Source organism: Paraburkholderia bannensis (assembly GCF_014200455.1).
Classification (GTDB): domain Bacteria; phylum Pseudomonadota; class Gammaproteobacteria; order Burkholderiales; family Burkholderiaceae; genus Paraburkholderia; species Paraburkholderia bannensis_A.
On the sequence record NZ_JACHBW010000003.1, the window covers coordinates 91554 to 114064 of the forward strand.

Below are 22511 nucleotides of genomic sequence, written 5' to 3' on the forward strand. Positions count from 1 at the left end.
TAGAATCGGTACGCCGTGCCAGCACGGCACGTCGGAAGAACGCCGTCAAAACTACGCCGTCAAAACTACGCCGCCAGAACAACGCGCCAGCAAGGAGCCCCCCATGGACCTGATCATTCGCCGCGCCGTGCTCGCGCATGGCCATCCCACCGGCCATGCCGCGGTCGATATCGGCATCGAGGCGGGGTGCATCACCGCTGTCGAGGCGCGTCTGGATGCGCAGGCGCGCGAGGAGATCGACGCGGCCGGTTCGCTCGTGAGCGCGCCCTTTATCGATGCGCATTTCCATATGGACGCCACACTGTCCTACGGTCTGCCGCGCGTGAATGCTTCCGGCACGCTGCTGGAGGGCATAGCGCTTTGGGGCGAACTCAAGCCGCATCTCACGCAGGAAGCGCTGGTCGAACGCGCGCTCCAGTACTGCGACTGGGCGGTCGCGCGCGGGCTGCTGGCGATTCGCTCGCACGTCGATGTCTGCGATCCGCGTCTGCTGGCGGTGGAAGCGCTGCTGGAAGTGAAGCGCCGTGTCGCGCCGTATCTCGATCTGCAGCTGGTGGCGTTTCCGCAGGACGGCGTGCTGCGCAGCGCGGGCGCGTTCGACAATCTCAAGCGTGCGATCGCGATGGGCGTGGACGTGGTGGGCGGCATTCCGCACTTCGAGCGCACCATGGCCGACGGCGCGGAATCCGTGCGGCTGCTCTGCGAATTCGCGGCGGAAAAGGGCCTGCGCGTCGACATGCATTGCGACGAATCCGATGACCCGCTCTCGCGCCATATCGAAACGCTGGCGGCTCAAACGCATCGGCTCGGTTTGCAGGGGCGCGTGACAGGCTCGCACCTCACCTCGATGCATTCGATGGACAACTACTACGTGAGCAAGCTGATTCCGCTGATGCGCGAATCGGGCGTGGCTGCGATTGCCAATCCGCTCATCAACATCACGCTGCAAGGGCGCGCCGATACCTATCCGAAACGTCGCGGCATGACGCGGGTGCCCGAGTTGATGGCGGCGGGCGTGACGGTCGCGTTTGGCCACGATTGCGTGATGGACCCGTGGTACAGCTTCGGCTCGGGCGATATGCTCGAAGTTGCGCAGATGGGACTGCACGTTGCGCAGATGACGGGCGTCGACGCATCGCGCGCGTGCTTCGATGCCGTCACCGTGAATCCCGCGAGGATTCTCGGCCTGGAGGGTTATGGTGTTGCGCCGGGCTGCGCAGCGAACCTGGTGGTCCTCGACGCGCGCGATCCGATCGAAGCGATCCGGCTGCGTGCGGCGCGCCTGGCCGTGGTGAGCCGCGGCAAGATCGTGAGCCGCCAACCCGCGCAACGCGCATCGCTTACGCTCGACGGGCGGCCCGATAACGTCGATTTCAAGCTGCATCGCTAAAGCGCCGGGCCATAAAAAAACCGCGCACGGTGCGGTGCGCGGTCTCATTCACGGCGACAAAGCCCAGCGCGCTTACTGCGCCGGCGGCTGCTCCATGCCGTTATGACGCAGCAGCGCGTCGATATTCGGCTCGCGGCCGCGGAACGCCTTGAACGATTCCATCGCCGGGCGGCTGCCGCCCACTTCCAGAATTTCCTGGCGATAACGCGTGCCGGTGGCCGGGTCGAGCACGCTCGACTGCGCGGCCTGCGCGGCTTCCTCGAACGCCGCGTAAGCGTCGGCGGACAGCACTTCGGCCCACTTGTAGCTGTAGTAGCCCGCCGCGTAGCCGCCCGCGAAGATATGACTGAACGTATTCGGCCAGCGCGAGAACGGCGCCTGCGCGATCACGTGATAGCGCTCGTTGATCTCGCGTGCGAGGTCATTGACGCTCTTGCCCTTCGACGCGTCGAAGTCGACGTGCAGCGCCATGTCGAACATCGAGAACACGATCTGGCGCAGCGTGCCCAGACCGCTCTGGAAGTTCTTCGCGGCGATCATCTTGTCGAACAGTTCGCGCGGCAGCGGTTTGGCCGTTTCGACGTGCGAGGTCATTTCGGTGAGAACGTCCCATTCCCAGCAGAAGTTCTCCATGAACTGCGAGGGCAGTTCCACCGCGTCCCACTCCACGCCGTTGATGCCCGACACCGACAGTTCATCGACACGCGTGAGCATGTGATGCAGGCCATGGCCGAACTCATGGAACAGCGTGATGACTTCGTCGTGCGTGAAGCAGGCCGGACGGCCGCCCACCGGCGCGGAGAAGTTGCAGGTGAGGTAGGCGACCGGCGTCTGCACGCCGTTTGCGTCGAGCTTGCGGCGCGAGCGCGCATCGTCCATCCAGGCGCCGCCGCGCTTGCCTTCACGTGCGTAGAGGTCGAGATAGAACTGGGCGACCAGCGTGCCGTCTGCGTTCTCGACGCGGAAGAAGCGCACGTCGTCGTTCCAGACCGGCGCGCTGTCGTCGCGGATCCGCACGCCGAAAAGCGTTTCGGTGACCTTGAAGAGGCCCTTGAGCACGAAGTCTTCGGGGAAGTATTGCTTGACCTCGTTTTCCGAGAACGAGTAGCGCTTCTGGCGCAGACGCTCAGCCGCGAAGGCCATGTCCCACGGTTCGAGCTGGGTGAGGCCCAGTTCGCTGGCGGCAAAGTCCTTCAGTTCCTGCCAGTCCTTTTCCGCATGCGGCCGCGCGCGCGTGGCGAGGTCTTCGAGGAAGCTCATGACCTGCGCTGGCGTCTCCGCCATCTTCGGTGTGAGCGAGACTTCGGCGAAGTTGTTGTAGCCGAGCATCTTCGCTTCTTCGGCGCGCAGCTTCAGTTGCTCGTCGACGATCGTGGTGTTGTCCCATTCGGGCTTGCCGCCGCCGTAGACCGGGCCGAGTTCCGATGCGCGTGTCACATAGGCGCGGTACATCGTCTCGCGCATCGCGCGGTTTTCCGAATACTGCAGGACCGGGAAATACGACGGGAAGTGCAGCGTGAACTTGTAGCCTTCCTTGTTCTCGCGCTCAGCGGCTTCGCGCGCGGCGGCGATCACGTCTTCGGGCAGGCCCGCCAGTTCGCTTTCGTCTTTCGCGTAGAACGCGTAGGCGTTGGTGGCGTCCAGCACGTGATCCGAGAACGCCTTTGAGAGCGCGGCCTGGCGCTCCTGCAGTTCGGCGAAACGCGGCTTCTGGTCTTCGGGCAGTTCTGCACCCGAGAGGCGGAAGTCGCGCAGCGCGTTATTGAGAATCTTCTTGCGCTCGTTCGTGAGCAGCTGGAAAGAGTTGTGATTCGTAATGGCCTTGTACTTTTCGTACAAGGCGAGATTCTGGCCGACGCTCGACCAGAACTCGGTCACGCGCGGCAGATTCTCGCCATAAACGGCGCGCAGTTCAGGGGTATCGGCGACGGCGTTCAGGTGGCCAATCACGCCCCAGGCGCGCGAGAGCGGTTCGGTAACGCGCTCGACCGGTTCGACCACGTCGCTCCATTGCGCGGGCGTCATGGGTTGCGCGGCGCGTTCGACGGCGGCGCTGGCGTTGGCGAGCAGCACGTCGAGCGCGGGCGTCACGTGTTCGGGACGGATCTCGCCAAAGCGCGGCAGGCCGGAAAAATCGAGCAGCGGATTATCGGAGGAAGTAATTGCCATGATGCGTCCTGTTCCTTCTGTCGCGGTTGATTCGCATGCGGTTGTCGCACTCGTGGGGCCGGGGCTGGCGCCATGACTGTTGCGCCGGGCTGCGCCCCGATAGATCGGTTATTGGGGCGCGGTGCGCACTTTCCAACCGGGTCATCCGAGCAAATTAACAGAAGTCGGGGTGGGGCGGCGCAATCGTCGCTCACCCGGGCTCCGGGTCTGCGCCCCAAAAAGCAAAGCGGCCCGTTCAGGGCCGCTTCGTGACTACGGATGGGGAGGGCGAGGCGTTGCGCTTACACGCCTGCCGCACGCTCCGCCGCTTCGATCGTGTTGACGAGCAGCATGGTGATCGTCATCGGGCCGACGCCGCCCGGCACCGGCGTGATGAAGCCGGCCTTGTCCTTCAGGCCCGCGAAATCGACGTCGCCGCACAGCTTGCCGTTGTCGTCGCGGTTCATGCCCACGTCGATCACGGTTGCGCCCGGCTTGATCATGTCGGCGGTCAGGACGTTGCGCTTGCCAACGGCCGCCACGACGATATCGGCGTCGAGCGTGTGCTTCGCCAGATCGCGCGTCTTGCTGTGGCAGATCGTGACGGTGGCGCCCTTTTCGAGCAGCAGCAGCGCCATCGGCTTGCCGACGATGTTCGAGCGGCCGATCACCACGGCGTTCGCGCCTTCGAGGGGAATGTTGTACTCCTCGAACATCTTCATCACGCCGTAAGGCGTGCAGGGGCGGAACAGCGCCTGGCCCGTCATCAGCGCACCGGCGTTGGCGACGTGGAAGCCGTCCACGTCCTTCTCGGGCGCAATGGCTTCGATCACCTTGTGGCTGTCGATGTGCTTCGGCAGCGGCAACTGCACGAGGATGCCGTTGATCTTCGGATCGTTGTTCAGTTCGTCGATGCGCTTGAGCAGATCGGCTTCCGACAGCTCGGCCGGATAGCGGTCGTACGACGAATGCAGGTCATTGTCCTCGCACGCCTTGATCTTGTTGCGCACGTAGACTTCGCTGGCCGGATTGTCGCCGACCAGCACGACCGCGAGGCCCGGCTGATGGCCGCGAGCGGTGAGGGCGGCGGCGCGCGTGGCGACATCGGCGCGCAGTTTCTTGGAGAGGGCGAGGCCGTCGATGAGGGTGGCAGTCATGGTCGGTCGAGAATCGAGTGTGGCGGGTGACAAAAGCACGGGGAGCGCGCCCGACGGGAGGGCGGTTACGCGCACGCGGCGGCGGGTCGTGGGCCCGAAGACCCAAGGAGCCGGGCGTTGCGCGCAGCGGGCGCCGCTGCGAAGGCCGATATTATACCTGTCAGACGGGCGTGACTTGTCGCGGCAGGAGCGATTGGCGGCCGTACCGGGCAGGAAAGCGATGCAGGAATGCGCTAGCGCGGCTGCCCCGGTTGAAACGGAGCGCGCCGCGATGCGGGGGAAGCGTTCGCGGCCTGACGGAAGCCGCCGCGAACCTGGTCGCGAAACTGACTGCGGACCTTATGCGGACCTCACTGCTGCTGCGGCTGTTGCGCCTGCTGCGGTTTGTTGGACAGCGCCAGACGGAGCAGGTCGGCGACCGTGTTCACGTTGAGCTTTTCCATGATGTTGGCGCGGTGCGCTTCCACGGTCTTGATGCTGATGCCCAGGTCGTCGGCGATCTGCTTGTTCAGGCGGCCGGCGATGATGCGCTCCAGCACCTGATGCTCGCGCGCCGTGAGCTTGCCCAGACGCTCGGCGGCGGCACGCTGCTGCTGCACGTTGGTGCTTTCGCTGCGCGCCTTTTCCAGCATGCGCTCGACCAGCTTGCGCAGTTCGGCTTCGTCGAACGGCTTCTCGATGAAGTCCATCGCGCCCTTCTTCATGGTGGACACGGCCATCGGCACGTCGCCGTGGCCCGTCACGAAGATGATCGGCAGCGAGGCATTTTCGGCGATCAGGCGCTCCTGCAGTTCGAGCCCGCTCATGCCCTGCATACGCACGTCCAGAATCAGACAGGCGATCTGGCCGGCTTGCTGCGCAGGCTGGTAAGCGTCGAGGAATTCCTCGGCGCTCGTGAAGCACTGAACGCGGTAGCCGTTCGCTTCGAGCAGCCAGCGCAGGGAGTCTCGTACGGCCTCATCGTCGTCGACGACAAAGACAGTTTCCTGGGTGGTGACTGGGCTGTTCATGGCTCTCCCGTAACGGTTTGTGGAGTCGGTTCATCGGTTCCATCCCTCGAAGGATTATCCGATTGTCCGATTGGCAGACTGCAATGGAACGTGGCGCCGCTGATGTGGCCGTCAGCTTCAATGTTATTGACCACCCAGAGACGCCCGCGATGCGATTCGATGATCGAGCGGCAAATATTCAGCCCCATGCCCATGCCGTCGGACTTGGTGCTGTAGAACGGTTCGAACAGGCGCTCGGCCGTGGCTTCGTCCACGCCCGGGCCCTGGTCCACCACGCTGATGCAGACGTTGCCGCCTTCGCGCTTCACGATCACGCGAATGACCGGGTCGACCGCATTCGGGCGGGCTTCGGCCATGGCTTCGGCGCCGTTTTTCAGCAGGTTGACCAGCACCTGCTCGATCAGCACCGGATCGACGTAGATCACGGGCATGCGCGAGCGCATGTCGGTCACGATGCGGATACGGCGCTTGCGCGCTTCGATTTCGGCCAGACCCACGGCGTCGGCGACGATGTCGGCCACACGCGCGGCCTGGCGCTTGGGTTCGGAGCGCTTCACGAATTCGCGGATGCGCTTGATGATCATGCCAGCGCGCACGGCCTGCTGCGCGGTTTTTTCGAGCGCGGGCAGCAGATTCTCAGGCGCGCCGCGGCCCGATTTCACCAGGGCGACCGTTCCCGAAGCGTAATTGTTGATCGCGGCGAGCGGCTGGTTCAGTTCGTGCGCGAGCGACGAGGCCATTTCGCCCATCGTCATCAGGCGGCTGGTGAACTGCAGCTTTTCGTCCTGCTGGCGGGCCAGTTCCTGGGCCTGCTTGCGCGTGGTGATGTCGGTGGCGATCTGCATCTGCGCGAGATGGCCGTCCACCCACTGGATGTACTGACGACGCACTTCGAACCACTTCTGGATGCTTTCGACGTAGATTTCCTGCGCGTCGGCCGTGCTTTCCGTCAGTGCGGTGGCGGGCAGCCCGGCGAAGGCGTCCACCATGTCGATCGAATCCGACGAGGCGCTGGCCGAATCGAAGCCGCCTCCGCCCGCCAGTTCCAGATGGCCGTCCGGACGGATGCCGAACAGGTGGCGATAGTAGCGGTTGGCGAACAGCAGCTCGGCTTCGTCGGCGGCCAGCACGGACACGGCGGCGTCGAGGCTTTCCAGCACGGTGGTGAAGCGCTCGTGCGCGGCGGCGAGCTCTTCGCGCGCGCGCTTGGGTTCGGTGATGTCGGTCATCGACGACATCCAGCCGGTCTGGCGGCCCGAACTGTCGATCAGCGGCGAAACATACAGGCGTGCATGGAACTGCGAGCCGTCCTTGCGGCGCACGCGCAACTCGAACCCGGACGAGGGCGCCTTGCCGCGCAGCGTCATGTCGAGCTGGCGCTGCATTTCCGGATAGGCGTCGCGCGGCCAGTAAGGGAACGGCGCGTTCTTGCCCACCAGATCGCTTTCATCCCAGCCCGTCATGCGGCAAAACGCCGGGTTGACGTGCGTAATCCGGCCATGCATGTCAAGCACGCGCATGCCGATCAAAACCGAGTTCTCCATCGCGCGGCGGAAAAACGCTTCCGCATACAGCGCCTGCTGCGCCTCGAAGCGCTGGCGCGTGTGTTTCCACAGGCTCCAGAGGCTCCACAACACGAAGCACGACAGCCCCGCGACCAGCCACACGAGCGTGTTGTTCGTGAAGTTGGTCATCTGCGGATACGAGTACACGCGCACCGACACGCCCTGGCCCGGCGGATCGAGCGGCAGGTCGTAGTAGACGTCGCGCGGCAGGCGCGGGCGCGTCGAGGTGGTGGCGAGTTCGCGGTTGTTGGCGTCGAGGATCGAAATCTTGTACTTGGCCGACAGCTCGGGCGGGATGTCGTGCTTCAGTATGCCTTCGACCGAGAACACGGCCGCGATCGTGCCAAGAAATTCCCGATCGCGGTATACCGGCGTCTGGAGCGTGATGTAGCCGTTGCCGACGTCGTCGTAAATGAGCGGCGAATACACCTGGCGGCGCGACGAGCGGGCTTCGGCGAAGGCGGCTTTCACGGCCTCGTCCATCTGCGAATCGTTGGGCTTGGCCAGACGCTGGCCGAACACCGGCATGGCGGTATTGGGCCAGCGCGGCTCCTGCTGGCTCGTGTACCAGTTCAGGTAAAGGATTTCCGGATGACCCTGCATGATGTCCGTGGTGGACGTCTGGAAATACTGCGGGTCGGAATGGCCGGTGGCCAGATCGCGCGAGAGCGCCTGCAATTGCTCCTGCGCGCCTGTCATGGAGAGGCGGATCTGTTGCTGGGCCCACGCGACATTGCGGTAGAGCGTGTCTTCCTGCTGTTGCTGCTCGCGGCGGTTCAGGCTCCACAAGATCAGGCTCATGACGATCAGGAACACCAGGATCGACAGGAGAGGCGTCAGCAAATAGGAATTCGACCACCACGGTCCGTGGTGCCAGCGGGACGGCGACGTGTCGCCGGGCGAACCGGGCGGCCGCGCCGAGCGTGCGAAAAGCCGTTCGGTCAACATGGCAAGGATTGTAGCTCAGCGTAAGACACGGAAATGCCGCGAAAAAAGCGATAAATCGCCGATAAACGGGTTCAAACTGGCCGACATCGGCACAAGGGCGCGAACGATTCAGCGTGCGCTGCAACAATTTTTCGCATTATAAAATGTCATCCCGCGATTCGAAAATTTCCTTGCGCGATGGCGGAGGCCGTCATTACAATCGCCCGCAAAGCTGCTGCGGTCGGCCTGGTCACGTCTACAAGCGTCGCTGCCCGCATGGTCCGATCAACAGCGTTCCCCTACATCGAGGAGACGAGCATGTCCGCTGTACCCGACGAAGTCCTGAAGTACGTTGCCGCTGAAAAGGACGAAGATCCTCAGGAAACCGCCGAATGGCTGGAGGCGCTCGATGGCGTCATCTCGACCGTCGGCCCCGACCGCGCTCACTACCTGATCGAGAAGCAGATCGAATTCGCCCGCGTGCATGGCGAACATCTGCCGTTCTCGGCCAATACCCCGTACATCAACACGATTCCGGTCGCGGCCCAGGCGAAGAACCCGGGCGACCAGGATATCGAGCACCGCATCCGTTCGTACACGCGCTGGAACGCCATGGCGATGGTCCTGCGCGCCGGCAAGCACACCAACGTGGGCGGCCACATCGCCTCGTTCGCGTCGGCGGCCACGCTCTATGACGTCGGCTACAACCACTTCTGGCACGCGCCGTCGCCGGAACACGGTGGCGACCTGATCTTCGTGCAGGGCCACTCGTCGCCGGGCGTCTACTCGCGCGCGTTCCTGCTCGGCCGTCTGAGCGAAAAACAGCTCGACAACTTCCGTCAGGAAGTGGGCGGCGAGGGCATCTCGTCGTACCCGCACCCGTGGCTGATGCCCGACTTCTGGCAGTTCCCGACCGTCTCGATGGGCCTCGGCCCGATCATGGCGATCTACCAGGCCCGCTTCATGAAGTACATGCAGGCGCGCGGCATCGTGAAGACCGAGGGCCGCAAGGTCTGGGCCTTCCTCGGCGACGGCGAAACGGATGAGCCGGAATCGCTCGGCGCGATCGGCATGGCCGGCCGCGAGCGTCTGGACAACCTCGTGTTCGTCATCAACTGCAACCTGCAGCGTCTCGACGGCCCGGTGCGCGGCAACGGCAAGATCATCCAGGAACTCGAAAGCGAGTTCCGTGGTGCCGGCTGGAACGTCATCAAGGTCATCTGGGGTTCGCGCTGGGATGCGCTGTTCGCCCGCGACAAGACCGGCGCGCTGATGCGCCGCATGATGGAAGTCGTCGACGGCGAATACCAGACGTACAAATCGGAGTCGGGCGCGTATGTTCGCGAACACTTCTTCAACACGCCCGAACTCAAGGCGCTGGTCGCCGACTGGTCCGACGACGACATCTGGAACCTGAACCGCGGCGGTCACGATCCGCACAAGATCTACGCGGCGTTCCACGAGGCATCGAATTCCAAGGGCCAGCCGACCGTCATCCTCGCGAAGACGATCAAGGGCTATGGCATGGGCGAAGCCGGCCAGGCCATGAACATCACCCACCAGCAGAAGAAGATGCAGGTGGATCAGCTCAAGAAGTTCCGCGACCAGTTCCGCCTGCCGATCACCGACGAGCAGATCGTCGACGTGCCATACCTCAAGTTCGAGGAAGGTTCGAAGGAGCTCGAATACATGCGCCAGAAGCGCATGGACCTCGGCGGTTACCTGCCGGCTCGCCGCCAGAAGGCCGAGTCGCTGCCGGTGCCGGCGCTCGACGCCTTCGAGCCGCTGCTCAAGGGCACGGGCGAAGGCCGTGAGATCTCCACGACGATGGCGTTCGTGCGTATCCTCAACATCCTGTTGAAGGACAAGGCGATCGGCAAGCGCGTCGTGCCGATCGTGCCGGACGAGTCGCGTACCTTCGGCATGGAAGGTCTGTTCCGCCAGATCGGTATCTGGAATCAGCAAGGCCAGAAGTACGTGCCGGAAGATTCGGACCAGCTGATGTTCTACAAGGAATCGGAAAGCGGTCAGATCCTGCAGGAAGGCATCAACGAAGCCGGCGGCATGTCGGACTGGATCGCGGCCGCGACGTCGTACTCGACGCACGGCGAGACGATGATCCCGTTCTACATCTTCTATTCGATGTTCGGCATGCAGCGTATCGGCGACCTGGTGTGGGCCGCTGGCGACATGCGTTCGCGCGGCTTCCTGCTGGGCGGCACGGCCGGTCGTACGACGCTCAACGGCGAAGGCCTGCAGCACGAAGACGGCCACTCGCTCCTGTGGGCCGCTTCGGTGCCGAACTGCGTGAGCTATGACCCGACGTTCGGTTACGAACTCGCCGTCATCATGCAGGACGGTCTGCGCCGCATGGTGCAGGACCAGGAAGACGTGTTCTATTACATCACCGTGATGAACGAGAACTACGAGCACCCGGCGATTCCGCAGGGCGAGTCTGTAGCCTCCGACATCATCAAGGGCATGTACGCGTTCCGTAAGGGCGACGCCAAGGCCAAGGGCCCGCGCGTTCAGCTGCTGGGCGCAGGCACGATCTTCAATGAAGTCATCGCTGCCGCCGACCTGCTCAAGAACGACTGGGGCGTCGAGTCCGACCTCTGGAGCGTGCCGAGCTTCACGGAACTGGCCCGCGAAGGCCACGAAGTCGAGCGCTGGAACCTGCTGCACCCGAGCGAGCCGCGCCGCGAATCGCACGTCGAGAAGCTGCTCAAGGGCACGGAAGGTCCGATCATTGCTTCGACCGACTACATCCGCGCGCTGGTCGACCAGATCCGCGGTCTGGTGCCGCGCAAGTTCGTGGTGCTCGGCACCGACGGTTTCGGCCGTTCGGATACGCGTGAGAAGCTGCGTCACTTCTTCGAAGTCGATCGTTACTGGACGACGGTTGCAGCGCTCAACGCGCTGGCTGACGAAGGCAAGATCGATCGCAAGGTTGTCGGCGAAGCACTCGCCAAGTACAACCTCGATCCGTCGAAACCCAACCCGATGACCGTCTAACGCATCACCCCTGTGCATCGCAAGCGCGCCTCCCCGAAGCGGGGAGGCGTTCTTATGCGGCCCCGGAGACACTAACAATGAGTCAAGCGATCGAAGTCAAGGTGCCGGACATCGGCGATTACAAGGACATCCCTGTGATCGAGGTGCTGGTGAAGGCGGGTGACACCGTCGAGAAAGAGCAGTCGCTCATCACGCTGGAGTCGGACAAGGCGACGATGGACGTGCCGAGCCCGGCTGCGGGTACGGTCAAGGAAGTGAAGGTCAAGGTCGGCGACAACGTCTCGGAAGGCGTGCTGGTCCTCGTGCTGGAAGGCGGTGCTGCTGCGGCTCCCGCTGCCGCACCGGCCGCGAAGCAAGAGTCGGCCGCTCCGGCTGCCGCGCCCGCACAAGCGGCGGCGCCCGCACCGGCTGCTGCTGCTGCGCCCGCTGCCGCATCTGCAGCAGGTGGCGTGCAGACCGTCAAGGTCCCGGATATCGGCGACTACAAGGACGTTCCGGTTATCGAAATCGGTGTGAAGGTGGGCGACCGTGTCGAGAAGGAGCAGTCGCTCGTCACGCTCGAATCGGACAAGGCCACCATGGATGTGCCGAGCCCGGTCGCCGGCATCGTCAAGGAAATCAAGGTCAAGGTCGGTGACAACGTGTCGGAAGGCGCGGAAATCATCGTCGTGGAAGCCGAAGGCGCTGCTGCTGCCGCGCCCGCACCGGCTGCGAAGGCACCGGCAGAACAGCCGTCCGACGCACCGCAGGCCGCGCCCGCCAAGGCCGCACCGGCGGCGCCCTCGGCACTCGCGCAAGCACCGATCATCCCGGCAGGCGAAGGCGGTTCGCGCCGTCCGAGCCACGCTTCGCCGTCGGTGCGCAAGTTCGCGCGCGACCTGGGCGTCGATGTAGGGCGCGTCACGGGCACGGGTCCCAAGGGCCGCATCACGCAAGACGACGTCACCGCGTTCGTGAAGGGCGTGATGACCGGCGCGCTGGCGGCTCCCGCTGCTGCGGCCGCACCGGCCGCTGGCGGCGGCGCGGGTCTGAATCTGCTGCCGTGGCCGAAGGTCGACTTCACGAAGTTCGGCCCGATCGACACGCAACCGCTGTCGCGCATCAAGAAGATCTCCGGCGCGAACCTGCATCGCAACTGGGTCATGATCCCGCACGTCACGAACAACGACGAAGCGGATATCACCGACCTCGAAGCGCTGCGCGTGCAGCTGAACAAGGAAAACGAGAAGGCCGGCGTCAAGTTCACGATGCTCGCTTTCGTCATCAAGGCCTGCGTCGCCGCGCTCAAGAAGTTTCCGGCGTTCAACGCGAGCCTGGACGGCGACAACCTCGTCTTCAAGCAGTACTACCACATCGGTTTTGCTGCCGACACGCCCAACGGTCTCGTCGTTCCGGTGATCCGCGACGCCGACAAGAAGGGTCTCGTCGATATCGCCAAGGAAATGGCCGAACTCTCGAAGCTCGCCCGCGACGGCAAGCTCAAGCCGGACCAGATGCAAGGCGGCTGCTTCTCGATTTCGTCGCTCGGCGGCATCGGCGGCACGCATTTCACGCCGATCATCAACGCGCCGGAAGTCGCGATCCTCGGCCTGTCGAAGAGCGCCATGAAGCCGGTGTGGGACGGCAAGCAGTTCGTGCCGCGCCTCACGCTGCCGCTTTCGCTCTCGTACGACCACCGCGTGATCGACGGCGCCGCTGCCGCGCGCTTCAACGCGTACCTCGGCTCGATCCTCGGCGACTTCCGCCGCGTGATCCTGTAAAACCGCTTCGACCGGTTCGCACCGCCGCGCCGCGCCTGCCTGGGTTCATGCAGGTGCGCGACGCGACGGGTGCGGGCGGTCGTTCCTGAAGGGGACACCATGAGTCTCGTCGAAGTGAAAGTGCCGGATATCGGCGACTTCAAGGACATCGACGTCATCGAAGTCAACATCAAGCCGGGCGACGTGATCGAGAAGGAGCAGTCGCTGCTCTCGCTCGAATCGGACAAGGCCACGATGGAAGTGCCCAGCGAAGTCGCGGGCACCGTGAAGGAAGTGAAGATCAAGGCCGGCGACAAGGCGTCGCAAGGCACCGTGGTCGCAATCGTCGAAGTGTCGGAAGGCGCGGCTGCGCCGGCTCCGAAGGCTGAAGCGCCCAAGGCTGCGCAAGCACCGAAGGCCGCCGAAGCACCGAAGGCGGCTGCACCCGCACCGCAAGCCGGCAGCTTCAGCGGCAGCGCCGACGTCGAATGCGACATGCTCGTGCTCGGCGCGGGTCCGGGCGGCTACTCGGCGGCGTTCCGCTCCGCCGACCTCGGCATGAAGACCGTGCTGGTCGAGCGTTACGCGACGCTTGGCGGCGTGTGCCTGAACGTCGGCTGCATCCCGTCGAAGGCGCTGCTGCACACGGCGCTCGTGATCGACGAAGCCGCTGCGCTCGAATCGCACGGCATCTCGTTTGGCAAGCCGCAGATCGATCTCGACAAGCTGCGCGACTTCAAGTCGGGCGTCGTCAAGAAGCTCACCGGCGGTCTCGCCGGCATGGCCAAGGCGCGCAAGGTCGAAGTCGTGACGGGCCTCGGTTCGTTCATCGATCCGCACCACATGGAAGTGGTGGGCGAAAACGGCAAGAAGATCGTCAAGTTCAAGCAGGCGATCATTGCGGCCGGTTCGCAGGCCGTGAAGCTGCCCTTCATGCCGGAAGATCCGCGCGTGGTCGATTCGACCGGCGCGCTCGAACTGCGCCAGATTCCGCAGAAGATGCTGGTGATCGGCGGCGGCATTATCGGTCTGGAAATGGCCACGGTGTACTCGACGCTTGGTGCACAGATCGATGTGGTGGAAATGCTCGACGGCCTGATGGCCGGCGCCGACCGCGATCTGGTCAAGGTCTGGGAGAAGTACAACGCGAAGCGTTTCGCGAACGTCATGCTCAAGACGAAGACGACGAAGGCCGAAGCGAAGGAAGACGGCATCTACGTTACGTTCGAAGGCGAAAAGGCTCCGGCCGAAGCGCAGCGCTACGACCTCGTGCTGGTCGCCGTGGGCCGCTCGCCCAATGGCAAGAAGATTGGCGCGGACAAGGCCGGCGTGGCGGTGACGGATCGCGGCTTCATCGAAGTCGACAAGCAGTTGCGCACCAATGTGCCGCACATCTTCGCCATCGGCGATGTGGTCGGTCAGCCGATGCTCGCGCACAAGGCCGTGCATGAAGGCCATGTGGCAGCAGAAGCGGCGCACGGCGAGAAGGCGTACTTCGATGCGCTGCAGATCCCGTCGGTGGCCTACACCGATCCGGAAGTGGCCTGGGCCGGCAAGACCGAAGAGCAGTGCAAGGCCGAAGGCATCAAGTACGGCAAGGCAGTATTCCCGTGGGCCGCTTCGGGCCGCGCGATCGCCAATGGCCGCGACGAAGGCTTCACCAAGCTGATCTTCGACGAAGAGACGCATCGCGTGATCGGCGGAGGAATCGTCGGTCTGAACGCAGGCGATCTGATCAGCGAAGTGTGCCTGGCCGTGGAAATGGGCGCGGATGCGACCGACATCGGCAAGACGATTCACCCGCACCCGACGCTGGGCGAATCAGTCGGCATGGCCGCCGAGCTGTACGAAGGCGTGTGTACCGACCTGCCGCCGCAAAAGAAGAAGTAATTTCGCTGCGCGCCGCTTCGGCGGCGCGTGCGAAAGTAAAAACGGCGCACTCCGCGAGGAGTGCGCCGTTTTCTTTGGGGCCGTGCAGACTTGCCGCGCGGACCGGGAGAGTGCGAGAGGCGCCGGAGCGTAAAAAAGATTCCCGGTCGCCGGCGACCGGGCCAAGCGACATGCCGGGCGGCATGTCGGAGCGTCAGATCCGGCGCGAGGCGCGGGCGAGTTTCAGGCTGGCATCCCGACCGAAGTCAGGCCAGCGCCAGTGACTCAGGCCGGCTTCTTGGCGGCAGCAGCGGCAGCCGATGCCGAACGCGATGCCTGGGCAGCAGCCTTGCTGGCAGCAGCCGTAGCGGCGTTGAAGTTGCTTTCGGCAATTTCAACGGCTTGCTTGGTGGCCTTGTGAACCGTTTCGTACGTGGTGTTGGCGGCGTTGATGGCCGACTTGATCACGGCGACAGCGGTTTCCGAACCGGCCGGTGCGTTCTTGGCGACATTGTCGACGAGCGATTGCACCTTGAGGTTCTGTTCCTGGTAGTGCGCTTCGGCAACCTTCGCGAATTCGGCTTGCGTAGCCGAGGCGATTTCATAAACGTGGCGGCCGTACGAGAGGACCTTTTCGGCGAGCGGCTGGGCGTAGCTCGACTGCAGCGCGAAGAATTCCTGCGCATCCTTCGCCGACAATGCACGCTGCGCCTGTTCCTGCGATTCCGCCAGATTCGAGCGAACGGCCTGAAGGTTCAATTCGACCAGCTTTTCCACGCCTTCGAATGCCTTGCCGGTCAGACCGAACAGGGTTTCGAGGTTGGCCTTGTGTGCGGCGACGAATTGCTCAGGGGTCAGCAGACTCATGTTTACGCTCCTGGATGGTTGGCGGCCTCGTAGGGTGGGTCGCCTGGAGTAAGTGGCAAGACGCTGGTGATCTGCTCAACGCTTTGTGCGTCGCAACATTGATCCTGATTTTAGGTCGGTTGAAACGAATGTCAAGGACTTTTGATGCGGCGCACAATCTCATTAAAGTATTGTTAAACAAACACTTATGCGAGCGGCATGAGGGTGCGAACGCTTTTTTCGCTGAGCTGCGTCATAGCGTCCTTCGGTGGTTTCGCGCGATCCCTTGCCTGATAAGGATGCGCATATGCGCGCTGGTTCTGGCAAGATTGAGTCTGACGGCGCAATGTGGCGTTTTGCATGCGCGGGCGGTTCCCATGCAGGTCTATCAGGGAATGCACTGAGGTGCGTCCACCGGATTCCTACATGGAACGTTAAGCCTTTATTGCAGTCGAATCGCGCGTCGCGTAGTTCGGCGGCACGGATGTCAGAGCAAGGCCTCGGTATTTATCCCACATAAAGTTATCCACGACGCGCGCCGTTAATGTGTAGGCGACAGCAGCGCAGGCAGCAAACGTTGTCTGCCAGTTGTTTGCACAAGGGTTTGCACAAGGCGCGGCAGGGTAGGGCCGTCTGATCGATTGTCTGACTCCATCGAATGGGTGAAGTACATTGGTCTGCTCAATCAGAAACCAGATTTCGGTTTAACGAGTAGCCATAAGTGCTTCAATTTGCGAATTTTTCGTGGTTTTACTACACTTGGCGAACGATCCCGCCGCTTCATCCAGAACACCAATGAAATCCGACAAGATCCTGTCGTTCAAACTGGTGCCCTCATCGGTTGTCAGCACCGCGCTGTCGGTGGCTGTTTCCGTGGCCATCAGTGCGACGCTGCTAGCGCCCGAGGGCGCTTTTGCTGCGTCGCAGAACAGTGCCGCCGCTAAAACGGCGAAGGCCAATAAGGCCACCAAGAAGATTGCCAAGGCCGACGCGGCATCCGCGAAGGTCGCGAAGAAGGCGGGCGCAACCCGTACCGTTGCTGCAAAGGACGACGATGCGCGTCCGACGGCGAAAAAGCGCCGCGTCAGCTACACGATGAATGGCCGCCACCACACGGCCGTGCGCCGTGTCGCGTTCGAGCCGCGTCAGCCGACCGTCGGTCAGGCCTTCGGCCTGCACGAGACGCCGGATTCGCTGATGCTGCGCTCGGGCGTGGCCTACGTGGTCGACCAGAACTCGCTCGAACCGCTCTTCGATAAAAACTCGCGCGCCGTGGTGCCGATCGCCTCGATCTCGAAGCTCATGACCGCGATGGTCGTGCTCGACTCGAAGGCGCCGCTCACCGAGCAGATCGAAGTCACCGACGAAGATCGCGACTACGAGAAGAACACGGGCTCGCGCCTGTCGGTCGGCTCGGTGCTTTCGCGTGAAGACATGCTGCACATCGCGCTGATGGCATCGGAAAACCGTGCCGCCGCCGCGCTCTCGCGCTACTACCCGGGCGGGCGGCCGGCCTTCATCGCGGCGATGAACGCGAAGGCCAAACAGCTGGGCATGACGGATACGCACTTCGAGAATTCGACGGGGCTGACGAGTCATAACGTGTCGACCGCGCGCGATCTCGTGAAGATGGTGAACGCGGCGTACCAGTACCCGATGATCCGTCAGTTCTCGACCGATCACAGCTACGACGTCTACACCGGCAAGCGCACGCTCGCCTACAACAGCACGAATGCGCTGGTGCGCAATTCGTCGTGGGACATCGGCCTGCAGAAGACCGGTTTCATCAACGAAGCAGGCGAATGCCTCGTCATGCAGTCGACCATCCATGGCCGTCCGGTCATCATGGTTCTGCTCGATTCGAGCGGCAAATACTCGCGCTTCGCGGATGCGACCCGTGTGCGCACGTGGCTCGACAACGGCGGCGCAGACCAGCAACCGCACATTACGAGCGCGGACGCGGGCGGCGCGGGCACCTGATCCGCCAGGCCACGCGAGCTGTACTTATCTGGTTTTCGAACGCCCCGCGCCTGCGGGGCGTTTGTTTTTCCGGGGCCGGCATGTCGCTCTGTCCCGCCGTTCGGCTGGCTGTTTGAAGCCTGATCGTATCGGCAGAGTTTTCAGTTGCTTTCGCATTCAAGCAAAGCGATCGAGGCCGCGCTGATCTACGCCGAATCAAAAGCTTGGTTAGTACGCCCAGGCAAAGGGTAGCGGTCATGCGTGGGGACGAATGTCCTGTCCAGCGAATCAGGCTGATTGCCGGTGCGTAACGCACTGCCGTCCGCGCGCCTCGTCGAAGCCGCTCCGGATTTCGTCGGCTTGACCGATTTAGCGGATCTGACCGGCATGTCGCGGCAAAACATGCGCAAGCTGATGCTTGCTCATTGTGCCGGCTTCCCGCAGCCGGTGCACGAGGGTAGCCCGTCGCTCTGGCATCTCGGCGATATTCTGAGGTGGCTGAGTGCGCGCGAGGTCGATGCGCGCATCAAGCGTCAGTTGGCCGAACTTCTTTCCTGAGGTTGATGGCGAAGTGACGCGAGGCTGGCGCGAAACGCTTCAGGCAGGCTGCACGTGGCCTTCGGCCGGTTCGGCGTGATAGCCGAGCGATTCGGAAATCGTGAGCGCGGTCTTGCTCAGTTGCCCCAGCCACGAATCCTGCAGGCGGTCTGCGGGAGCAGAGAGTGACAGGCCTGCCACCAGCTTGCCGGTATCGTCATAGATACCCGCCGCGATACAGCGCACGCCCAGTTCGAGTTCTTCGTTATCGCGCGCGCAGGACTCCTGGCGCACGTGTGCGAGTTCGCGCTCAAGGCGGCTCAAATCGGTAATGCTATTGCGCGTATGACCGGACAGGCCGGTACGCGTGGCGTAAGCACGCACGCGCGTCGCTTCGTCGGCGGCCAGGAAGAGCTTGCCAACGGAGGTCAGATGCAGCGGCGCGCGGCCGCCAATGGCGCGCACCACCTGCATGCCCGAGCGTTCCGAATACGCGCGCTCGATATAAACGATCTCATCGCCCTGGCGTACAGAAAGATTCACTGTCTGACCCGTGAGCCGGTGGAGTTCACGCATGGGCGAAAGCGCCGCGTCGCGCACCGAAAGGCGCGCTTTGACGAGGTTGCCTAGTTCCAGCAGCCGCATGCCCAGGCGATAGGTGCCGGGGTCCGAGCGATCCACCAGGCGGCAGCTCACCATGTCGTTGAGAATGCGGTGCGCGGTGGACGGGTGAAGTTCCGTGCGCTGCGCGAGTTCTTTCAGGCTGACCGGATCGGTATGTGCGGCGAGCGCATCGAGAAGGCGCATCATGCGCTCGATCACCTGAATCGAGGTCTTCGGATCTGGATTGGTGTCGGTCATGGGGGCGTATTCCGGATACTGATTCGTGTGACGCGGGATGGGCGCGGAAAGCAGAAATTCATTGTATCTCGTATTGTGAAAAAAGTAAGCGTCTGGCGGAAAGCGGCTGCTGCATTGCGGCAGAACCCGCCGGGGGGAGTCCGGCGTTGGTGGAGAAGGCGAAACATCGGATAATCGGGGACGGTTTTCAGGAGGATTTCCCATGCGAGTCGGTCTGTTCGTCACCTGTCTCATCGATACGATGCGTCCGGAAATCGGCTTTTCCACGCTCAAGCTGCTCGAAAATGCTGGCTACGAAGTGATCGTGCCGCCCGCGCAAACCTGCTGTGGTCAGCCGGCCTACAACTCCGGCGAGCGCGCACTGGCGCGTGATCTCGCGGAAAAGACGCTGCGCGAATTCGAACAGTTCGACTATGTGGTGGTGCCGTCGGGGTCGTGCGGCGGCATGATCCGGGTGCATTTCGGCGATCTGTTCCGGGACGATCCCGAACTCATGGCGCGCTACGGCAAGCTGCGCGGGCGCGTGTACGAACTGACGGATTTCCTCGTCAACGTCGCGCGCGTAACGTTGCCTGAAGGCGAATTTCGCGGGCCGGTCACGTATCACGATTCCTGTTCGGGCCTGCGAGAGCTGGGCGTCAAGGCCCAGCCTCGCGAGCTTCTGGCGCAGCGCGGCGTGCAGGTGCAGGAGATGAAGGACTGCGAGCACTGCTGCGGCTTTGGCGGCACGTTCGCAGTCAAGTACGGCGCGATCTCGACGGCCATCGCCGACGAGAAATGCATGAACGTGCAGGCGAGCGGGGCGGGCACGGTGGTGCTTGGCGATCTGGGCTGCATGCTGAACATCGAAGGGCGCTTGCGCCGCACCGGCGACCACAGCACGCGCGTGCTGCACATCGCCCAGGTGCTGGCTGGCGACATTTAAAGACTTCGACCGACACAAAGACCTCGCAAAACTCGCGAAAACCTCGCGAAAACTCGAAAACCCGGGCTCCCACACGCCATGCAAGTCACCTCGATGCAGTTCAAGGCGCGCGCCGGCCAGAAGCTGGCCGATCAGCGCCTTCAGCACAATCTCAAGAAGCTCTCGACCAAGTTCGTTAGCGCGCGGGCCGAGGCGATCACGGCGATCGACTTCGAGGCCACGCGCGCCGCGCTCAAGGAGCGCCGCAATCGCGCGATCGAGAATCTCGACGTGTGGATCGAGCAGTTCGAGGCCGAGGCGACCCGGCGCGGCGTCACCGTGCTGTTCGCAGAAACGGCGCGCGACGCGGCGAAGCTGGTGGCCGACATCGCCCGCCGGCACGAGGTCCGCAAGGTCATCAAGACCAAGTCGATGGTGACGGAGGAGATGCAGCTCAACAGCGTGCTCGCGGAGATGGGCGTGCAGTCCATCGAAACGGATCTGGGCGAGTACATCCTGCAGATCAACAACCACGAGCCGCCCAGCCACATCATCGCGCCGGTGGTCCACAAGGATAAGGACGAGATCGCCGATCTCTTCGCGCGCACCCATGACAAGCCGCGCCTGACCGAAATTCCCGACATGACGCGCGAGGCGCGTGAAGTATTGCGGCCCCATTTTTTGTCGGCCGATATGGGGGTGACGGGCGGTAACTTCCTCGTTGCGGAAACCGGCTCGGTCGTGCTGGTCACGAACGAGGGCAACGAAGGCATGTGCACGGTGATGCCGCGCGTGCATGTGGCCGTCACCGGCATCGAAAAAGTCCTGCCGACACTCGAAGACCTCGCTACAGCCATGCGCTTGCTGCCGCGTTCAGCCACCGGCCAGGCGACGTCGAACTATTTCTCGTTGCTCACGGGCGCGCGCGGCGCAGGCGACCAGGACGGTCCCGAGCATATGTATGTCGTGCTCGTCGATGGCGGCCGCACCGGTCTGATTGGCGGCGAGTTCCAGGAGATGCTGCGCTGTATACGGTGCGGCGCGTGCATGAACCACTGCCCGGTCTATCAGAAGGTGGGCGGTCACGCGTATGGCTGGGTCTATCCCGGGCCGATGGGCTCCGTGCTCACACCCAGCTACGTCGGCATCGACATGGCGCTCGACCTGCCGCAGGCGGCCACCCTCTGCGGCGAGTGCAATAGCGTGTGCCCGGTGGGAATTCCGCTTTCCGACCTGCTGCGCAAGCTGCGTGAAAAGCAGACGGAGCGACGCCTGCGCCCCTGGCGTGAACGCGCGGCGCTCGCTGCGTGGGGCTGGCTCGTGCTGCATCCCACGGCGTATGCGCTGCTCACCAAACTCGGCGTGCGCGTGCTGGAGCGCATGGGCGGCTCGGGGCGGCTGATCCGCAAGATGCCCTTCGCGCGCGGCTGGACCGATGGGCGCGATATGCCCGCACCCGTTGGCCGGACCTTCCGCGAGCTTTACGCTGCCCGGCATACCCATCTGGATGCCAACGTGGAAAAGCGCAAGCCGTCCTGAAGCGCCGCCTCTGCGGTGGCGGCGTCAAGCCCAATGGAGCCACTGTTTAATCTGTGACAACAGTGTGTTCGACTTTCCCGGGTTTTTCCTGATTGCGATTGTCTATATCATTTCGACTGGCGATAGTGCGTTCCAAACTCATCGCCCCACAGTCGATAGAGAGTCGCATCATGAAAAAGAAAATAGTGGTGTATTGGCCGTTGGCACTGATCGTGCCCCTGGCCGCAATCGCATGGATGCATGCGTGGAATACCGCCGAGCAGCAGTTTCCCCTCGCCGCCGATCAGGTGAGCGCGGAATTGGCGCGCGCCGTGTCATATGGTCTGGTTGACGATGGCGTGGACATGAAAGCCCCGGTGAAGACGTTGCGCAGTGCAACGCCGCTGCCGCAGACGAGCGCGATTTAATCGCGCCCGGGCGTCGAGTCACGCCAAGCGCGCAAATCGTGCGCTTTGTATAATTGCGGACTAGCCAGCGCGCTGGCCTGGCCCGGTCGTTTGAAGGCTCGCCCCAATCCCAGGTTTTTGGTGATGACAAAGGTTTCCGTCTGTTTCGTGTGTCTTGGCAACATCTGCCGCTCGCCGACGGCCGAGGCCGTGATGCGGCAGCTTGTCGACGCCGCCGGGCTGACGGACCGCGTGACGGTCGATTCGGCGGGCACAGGCAACTGGCACGTCGGCGAGGCGCCCGATGAGCGCTCCCAGCGCGCAGGCGGCAAGCGTGGTTACGATCTCGCGGTGCTGCGCGCGCGCCAGATCGCCGCTCGGGATTTCGACGCGTTCGATCTGATCGTCGCAATGGACGACGCCAACGTCACGGCACTGCAGCAGGTCGCGCCGGCGTCTGCGCGCGACAAGATCCGCCTGCTGATGGAATTCGCGCCGAATGCCCAGCAACGCGTGGTTACCGACCCTTATTTCGGCGGCGAGGCGGGTTTCGAAGCCGTACTGGATCAGTGCGAAGCTGCCTGCAGCGGTTTGCTGGCGGCCTTGCGCCCGCAGCTTGTGGATTGAGGCGGGCGAAGCAAAGTGAAGTCTGAAGTGAA

At 63.4% G+C, this 22511-nt stretch carries 15 protein-coding genes and 1 pseudogene; 10 read left to right on the forward strand and 6 right to left on the reverse strand.

Annotation, left to right across the window (positions count from 1 at the left end):
• Positions 1-103 precede the first annotated feature (103 nt).
• Positions 104-1390 (forward strand): amidohydrolase family protein, encoded by a 1287-nt coding sequence (locus tag F4827_RS06150; protein ID WP_183722873.1) that lies wholly within the window; start codon positions 104-106, stop codon positions 1388-1390.
• Positions 1391-1462: 72 nt separating this feature from the next.
• Here F4827_RS06150 and F4827_RS06155 read toward each other — a convergent pair whose 3' ends face one another.
• The 4 genes from F4827_RS06155 to fixL all read right to left on the reverse strand — a co-directional run bounded on the left by F4827_RS06155 (position 1463) and on the right by fixL (position 8218).
• A complete protein-coding gene (locus tag F4827_RS06155) occupies positions 1463-3559 on the reverse strand; it encodes a M3 family metallopeptidase (protein WP_183722875.1) in 2097 nt (698 codons plus the stop codon).
• Between the two features lie 281 nt (positions 3560-3840).
• The gene (gene folD, locus F4827_RS06160; RefSeq protein ID WP_183722877.1) at positions 3841-4695 is read right to left on the reverse strand and encodes a bifunctional methylenetetrahydrofolate dehydrogenase/methenyltetrahydrofolate cyclohydrolase FolD; all 855 of its coding nucleotides are present in this window, start codon (positions 4693-4695) and stop codon (positions 3841-3843) included.
• A gap of 350 nt (positions 4696-5045) precedes the next feature.
• Entirely contained in the window at positions 5046-5705 is a 660-nt protein-coding gene (gene fixJ, locus F4827_RS06165) for an oxygen response regulator transcription factor FixJ (RefSeq protein WP_167056207.1), read from the reverse strand.
• Positions 5702-8218, reverse strand: coding sequence for an oxygen sensor histidine kinase FixL (gene fixL / locus F4827_RS06170; protein ID WP_167056204.1), 2517 nt, complete (start codon positions 8216-8218; stop codon positions 5702-5704). Before fixL ends, fixJ begins: the two co-directional genes overlap by 4 nt.
• 297 nt (positions 8219-8515) lie before the next feature.
• On the opposite strand from fixL, the gene aceE reads away from it, so the two are divergent.
• From aceE to lpdA, 3 genes are all read left to right on the forward strand, one after another.
• Positions 8516-11212: a pyruvate dehydrogenase (acetyl-transferring), homodimeric type gene (aceE, locus tag F4827_RS06175; protein WP_183722879.1), complete on the forward strand. Its 2697-nt coding sequence runs from the start codon at positions 8516-8518 to the stop codon at positions 11210-11212.
• Positions 11213-11289: 77 nt separating this feature from the next.
• Entirely contained in the window at positions 11290-12972 is a 1683-nt protein-coding gene (aceF, locus tag F4827_RS06180) for a dihydrolipoyllysine-residue acetyltransferase (protein ID WP_183722881.1), read from the forward strand.
• A gap of 99 nt (positions 12973-13071) precedes the next feature.
• A complete protein-coding gene (gene lpdA / locus F4827_RS06185; protein WP_183722883.1) occupies positions 13072-14841 on the forward strand; it encodes a dihydrolipoyl dehydrogenase in 1770 nt (589 codons plus the stop codon).
• Positions 14842-15105: 264 nt separating this feature from the next.
• On the opposite strand, the gene F4827_RS06190 is transcribed toward lpdA, so the two are convergent.
• Entirely contained in the window at positions 15106-15687 is a 582-nt protein-coding gene (locus tag F4827_RS06190) for a phasin family protein (protein WP_183722885.1), read from the reverse strand.
• Positions 15688-16461: 774 nt separating this feature from the next.
• Here F4827_RS06190 and pbpG point away from each other — a divergent pair.
• Positions 16462-17646, forward strand: a complete 1185-nt coding sequence (gene pbpG / locus F4827_RS06195; RefSeq protein ID WP_183722887.1) for a D-alanyl-D-alanine endopeptidase — start codon at positions 16462-16464, stop codon at positions 17644-17646.
• Between the two features lie 282 nt (positions 17647-17928).
• Positions 17929-18135 (forward strand): annotated as a pseudogene (locus F4827_RS06200) (helix-turn-helix transcriptional regulator); the annotation flags it as partial.
• Between the two features lie 87 nt (positions 18136-18222).
• Here the strand turns inward: F4827_RS06200 and F4827_RS06205 are convergent.
• On the reverse strand, positions 18223-19023 hold the full coding sequence (locus tag F4827_RS06205) for an IclR family transcriptional regulator (protein ID WP_027814948.1): 801 nt from the start codon (positions 19021-19023) through the stop codon (positions 18223-18225).
• Between the two features lie 202 nt (positions 19024-19225).
• Between F4827_RS06205 and F4827_RS06210 the strand changes: the two genes are divergently transcribed.
• From F4827_RS06210 to F4827_RS06225, 4 genes are all read left to right on the forward strand, one after another.
• The gene (locus F4827_RS06210; RefSeq protein WP_183722889.1) at positions 19226-19948 is read left to right on the forward strand and encodes a (Fe-S)-binding protein; all 723 of its coding nucleotides are present in this window, start codon (positions 19226-19228) and stop codon (positions 19946-19948) included.
• A 78-nt stretch (positions 19949-20026) separates the two neighbouring features.
• A complete protein-coding gene (locus F4827_RS06215) occupies positions 20027-21466 on the forward strand; it encodes a lactate utilization protein B (RefSeq protein WP_183722891.1) in 1440 nt (479 codons plus the stop codon).
• A gap of 170 nt (positions 21467-21636) precedes the next feature.
• On the forward strand, positions 21637-21873 hold the full coding sequence (locus F4827_RS06220; protein ID WP_183722893.1) for a hypothetical protein: 237 nt from the start codon (positions 21637-21639) through the stop codon (positions 21871-21873).
• A 123-nt stretch (positions 21874-21996) separates the two neighbouring features.
• Positions 21997-22479, forward strand: a complete 483-nt coding sequence (locus F4827_RS06225) for a low molecular weight protein-tyrosine-phosphatase (RefSeq protein WP_183722895.1) — start codon at positions 21997-21999, stop codon at positions 22477-22479.
• Positions 22480-22511: the final 32 nt, after the last annotated feature.

What these genes read in the sequence shown, in the direction of transcription:
- fixL (WP_167056204.1), bottom strand. Translation starts at nt 8,218, where the DNA reads ATGTTGACCGAACGGCTTTTCGCACGCTCGGCGCGGCCGCCCGGTTCG.
- fixJ (WP_167056207.1), bottom strand. Translation starts at nt 5,705, where the DNA reads ATGAACAGCCCAGTCACCACCCAGGAAACTGTCTTTGTCGTCGACGAC.
- F4827_RS06150 (WP_183722873.1), top strand. Translation starts at nt 104, where the DNA reads ATGGACCTGATCATTCGCCGCGCCGTGCTCGCGCATGGCCATCCCACC.
- aceE (WP_183722879.1), top strand. Translation starts at nt 8,516, where the DNA reads ATGTCCGCTGTACCCGACGAAGTCCTGAAGTACGTTGCCGCTGAAAAG.
- F4827_RS06190 (WP_183722885.1), bottom strand. Translation starts at nt 15,687, where the DNA reads ATGAGTCTGCTGACCCCTGAGCAATTCGTCGCCGCACACAAGGCCAAC.
- F4827_RS06220 (WP_183722893.1), top strand. Translation starts at nt 21,637, where the DNA reads ATGAAAAAGAAAATAGTGGTGTATTGGCCGTTGGCACTGATCGTGCCC.
- folD (WP_183722877.1), bottom strand. Translation starts at nt 4,695, where the DNA reads ATGACTGCCACCCTCATCGACGGCCTCGCCCTCTCCAAGAAACTGCGC.
- F4827_RS06215 (WP_183722891.1), top strand. Translation starts at nt 20,027, where the DNA reads ATGCAAGTCACCTCGATGCAGTTCAAGGCGCGCGCCGGCCAGAAGCTG.
- F4827_RS06155 (WP_183722875.1), bottom strand. Translation starts at nt 3,559, where the DNA reads ATGGCAATTACTTCCTCCGATAATCCGCTGCTCGATTTTTCCGGCCTG.
- F4827_RS06225 (WP_183722895.1), top strand. Translation starts at nt 21,997, where the DNA reads ATGACAAAGGTTTCCGTCTGTTTCGTGTGTCTTGGCAACATCTGCCGC.
- pbpG (WP_183722887.1), top strand. Translation starts at nt 16,462, where the DNA reads ATGAAATCCGACAAGATCCTGTCGTTCAAACTGGTGCCCTCATCGGTT.
- F4827_RS06210 (WP_183722889.1), top strand. Translation starts at nt 19,226, where the DNA reads ATGCGAGTCGGTCTGTTCGTCACCTGTCTCATCGATACGATGCGTCCG.
- F4827_RS06205 (WP_027814948.1), bottom strand. Translation starts at nt 19,023, where the DNA reads ATGACCGACACCAATCCAGATCCGAAGACCTCGATTCAGGTGATCGAG.
- lpdA (WP_183722883.1), top strand. Translation starts at nt 13,072, where the DNA reads ATGAGTCTCGTCGAAGTGAAAGTGCCGGATATCGGCGACTTCAAGGAC.
- aceF (WP_183722881.1), top strand. Translation starts at nt 11,290, where the DNA reads ATGAGTCAAGCGATCGAAGTCAAGGTGCCGGACATCGGCGATTACAAG.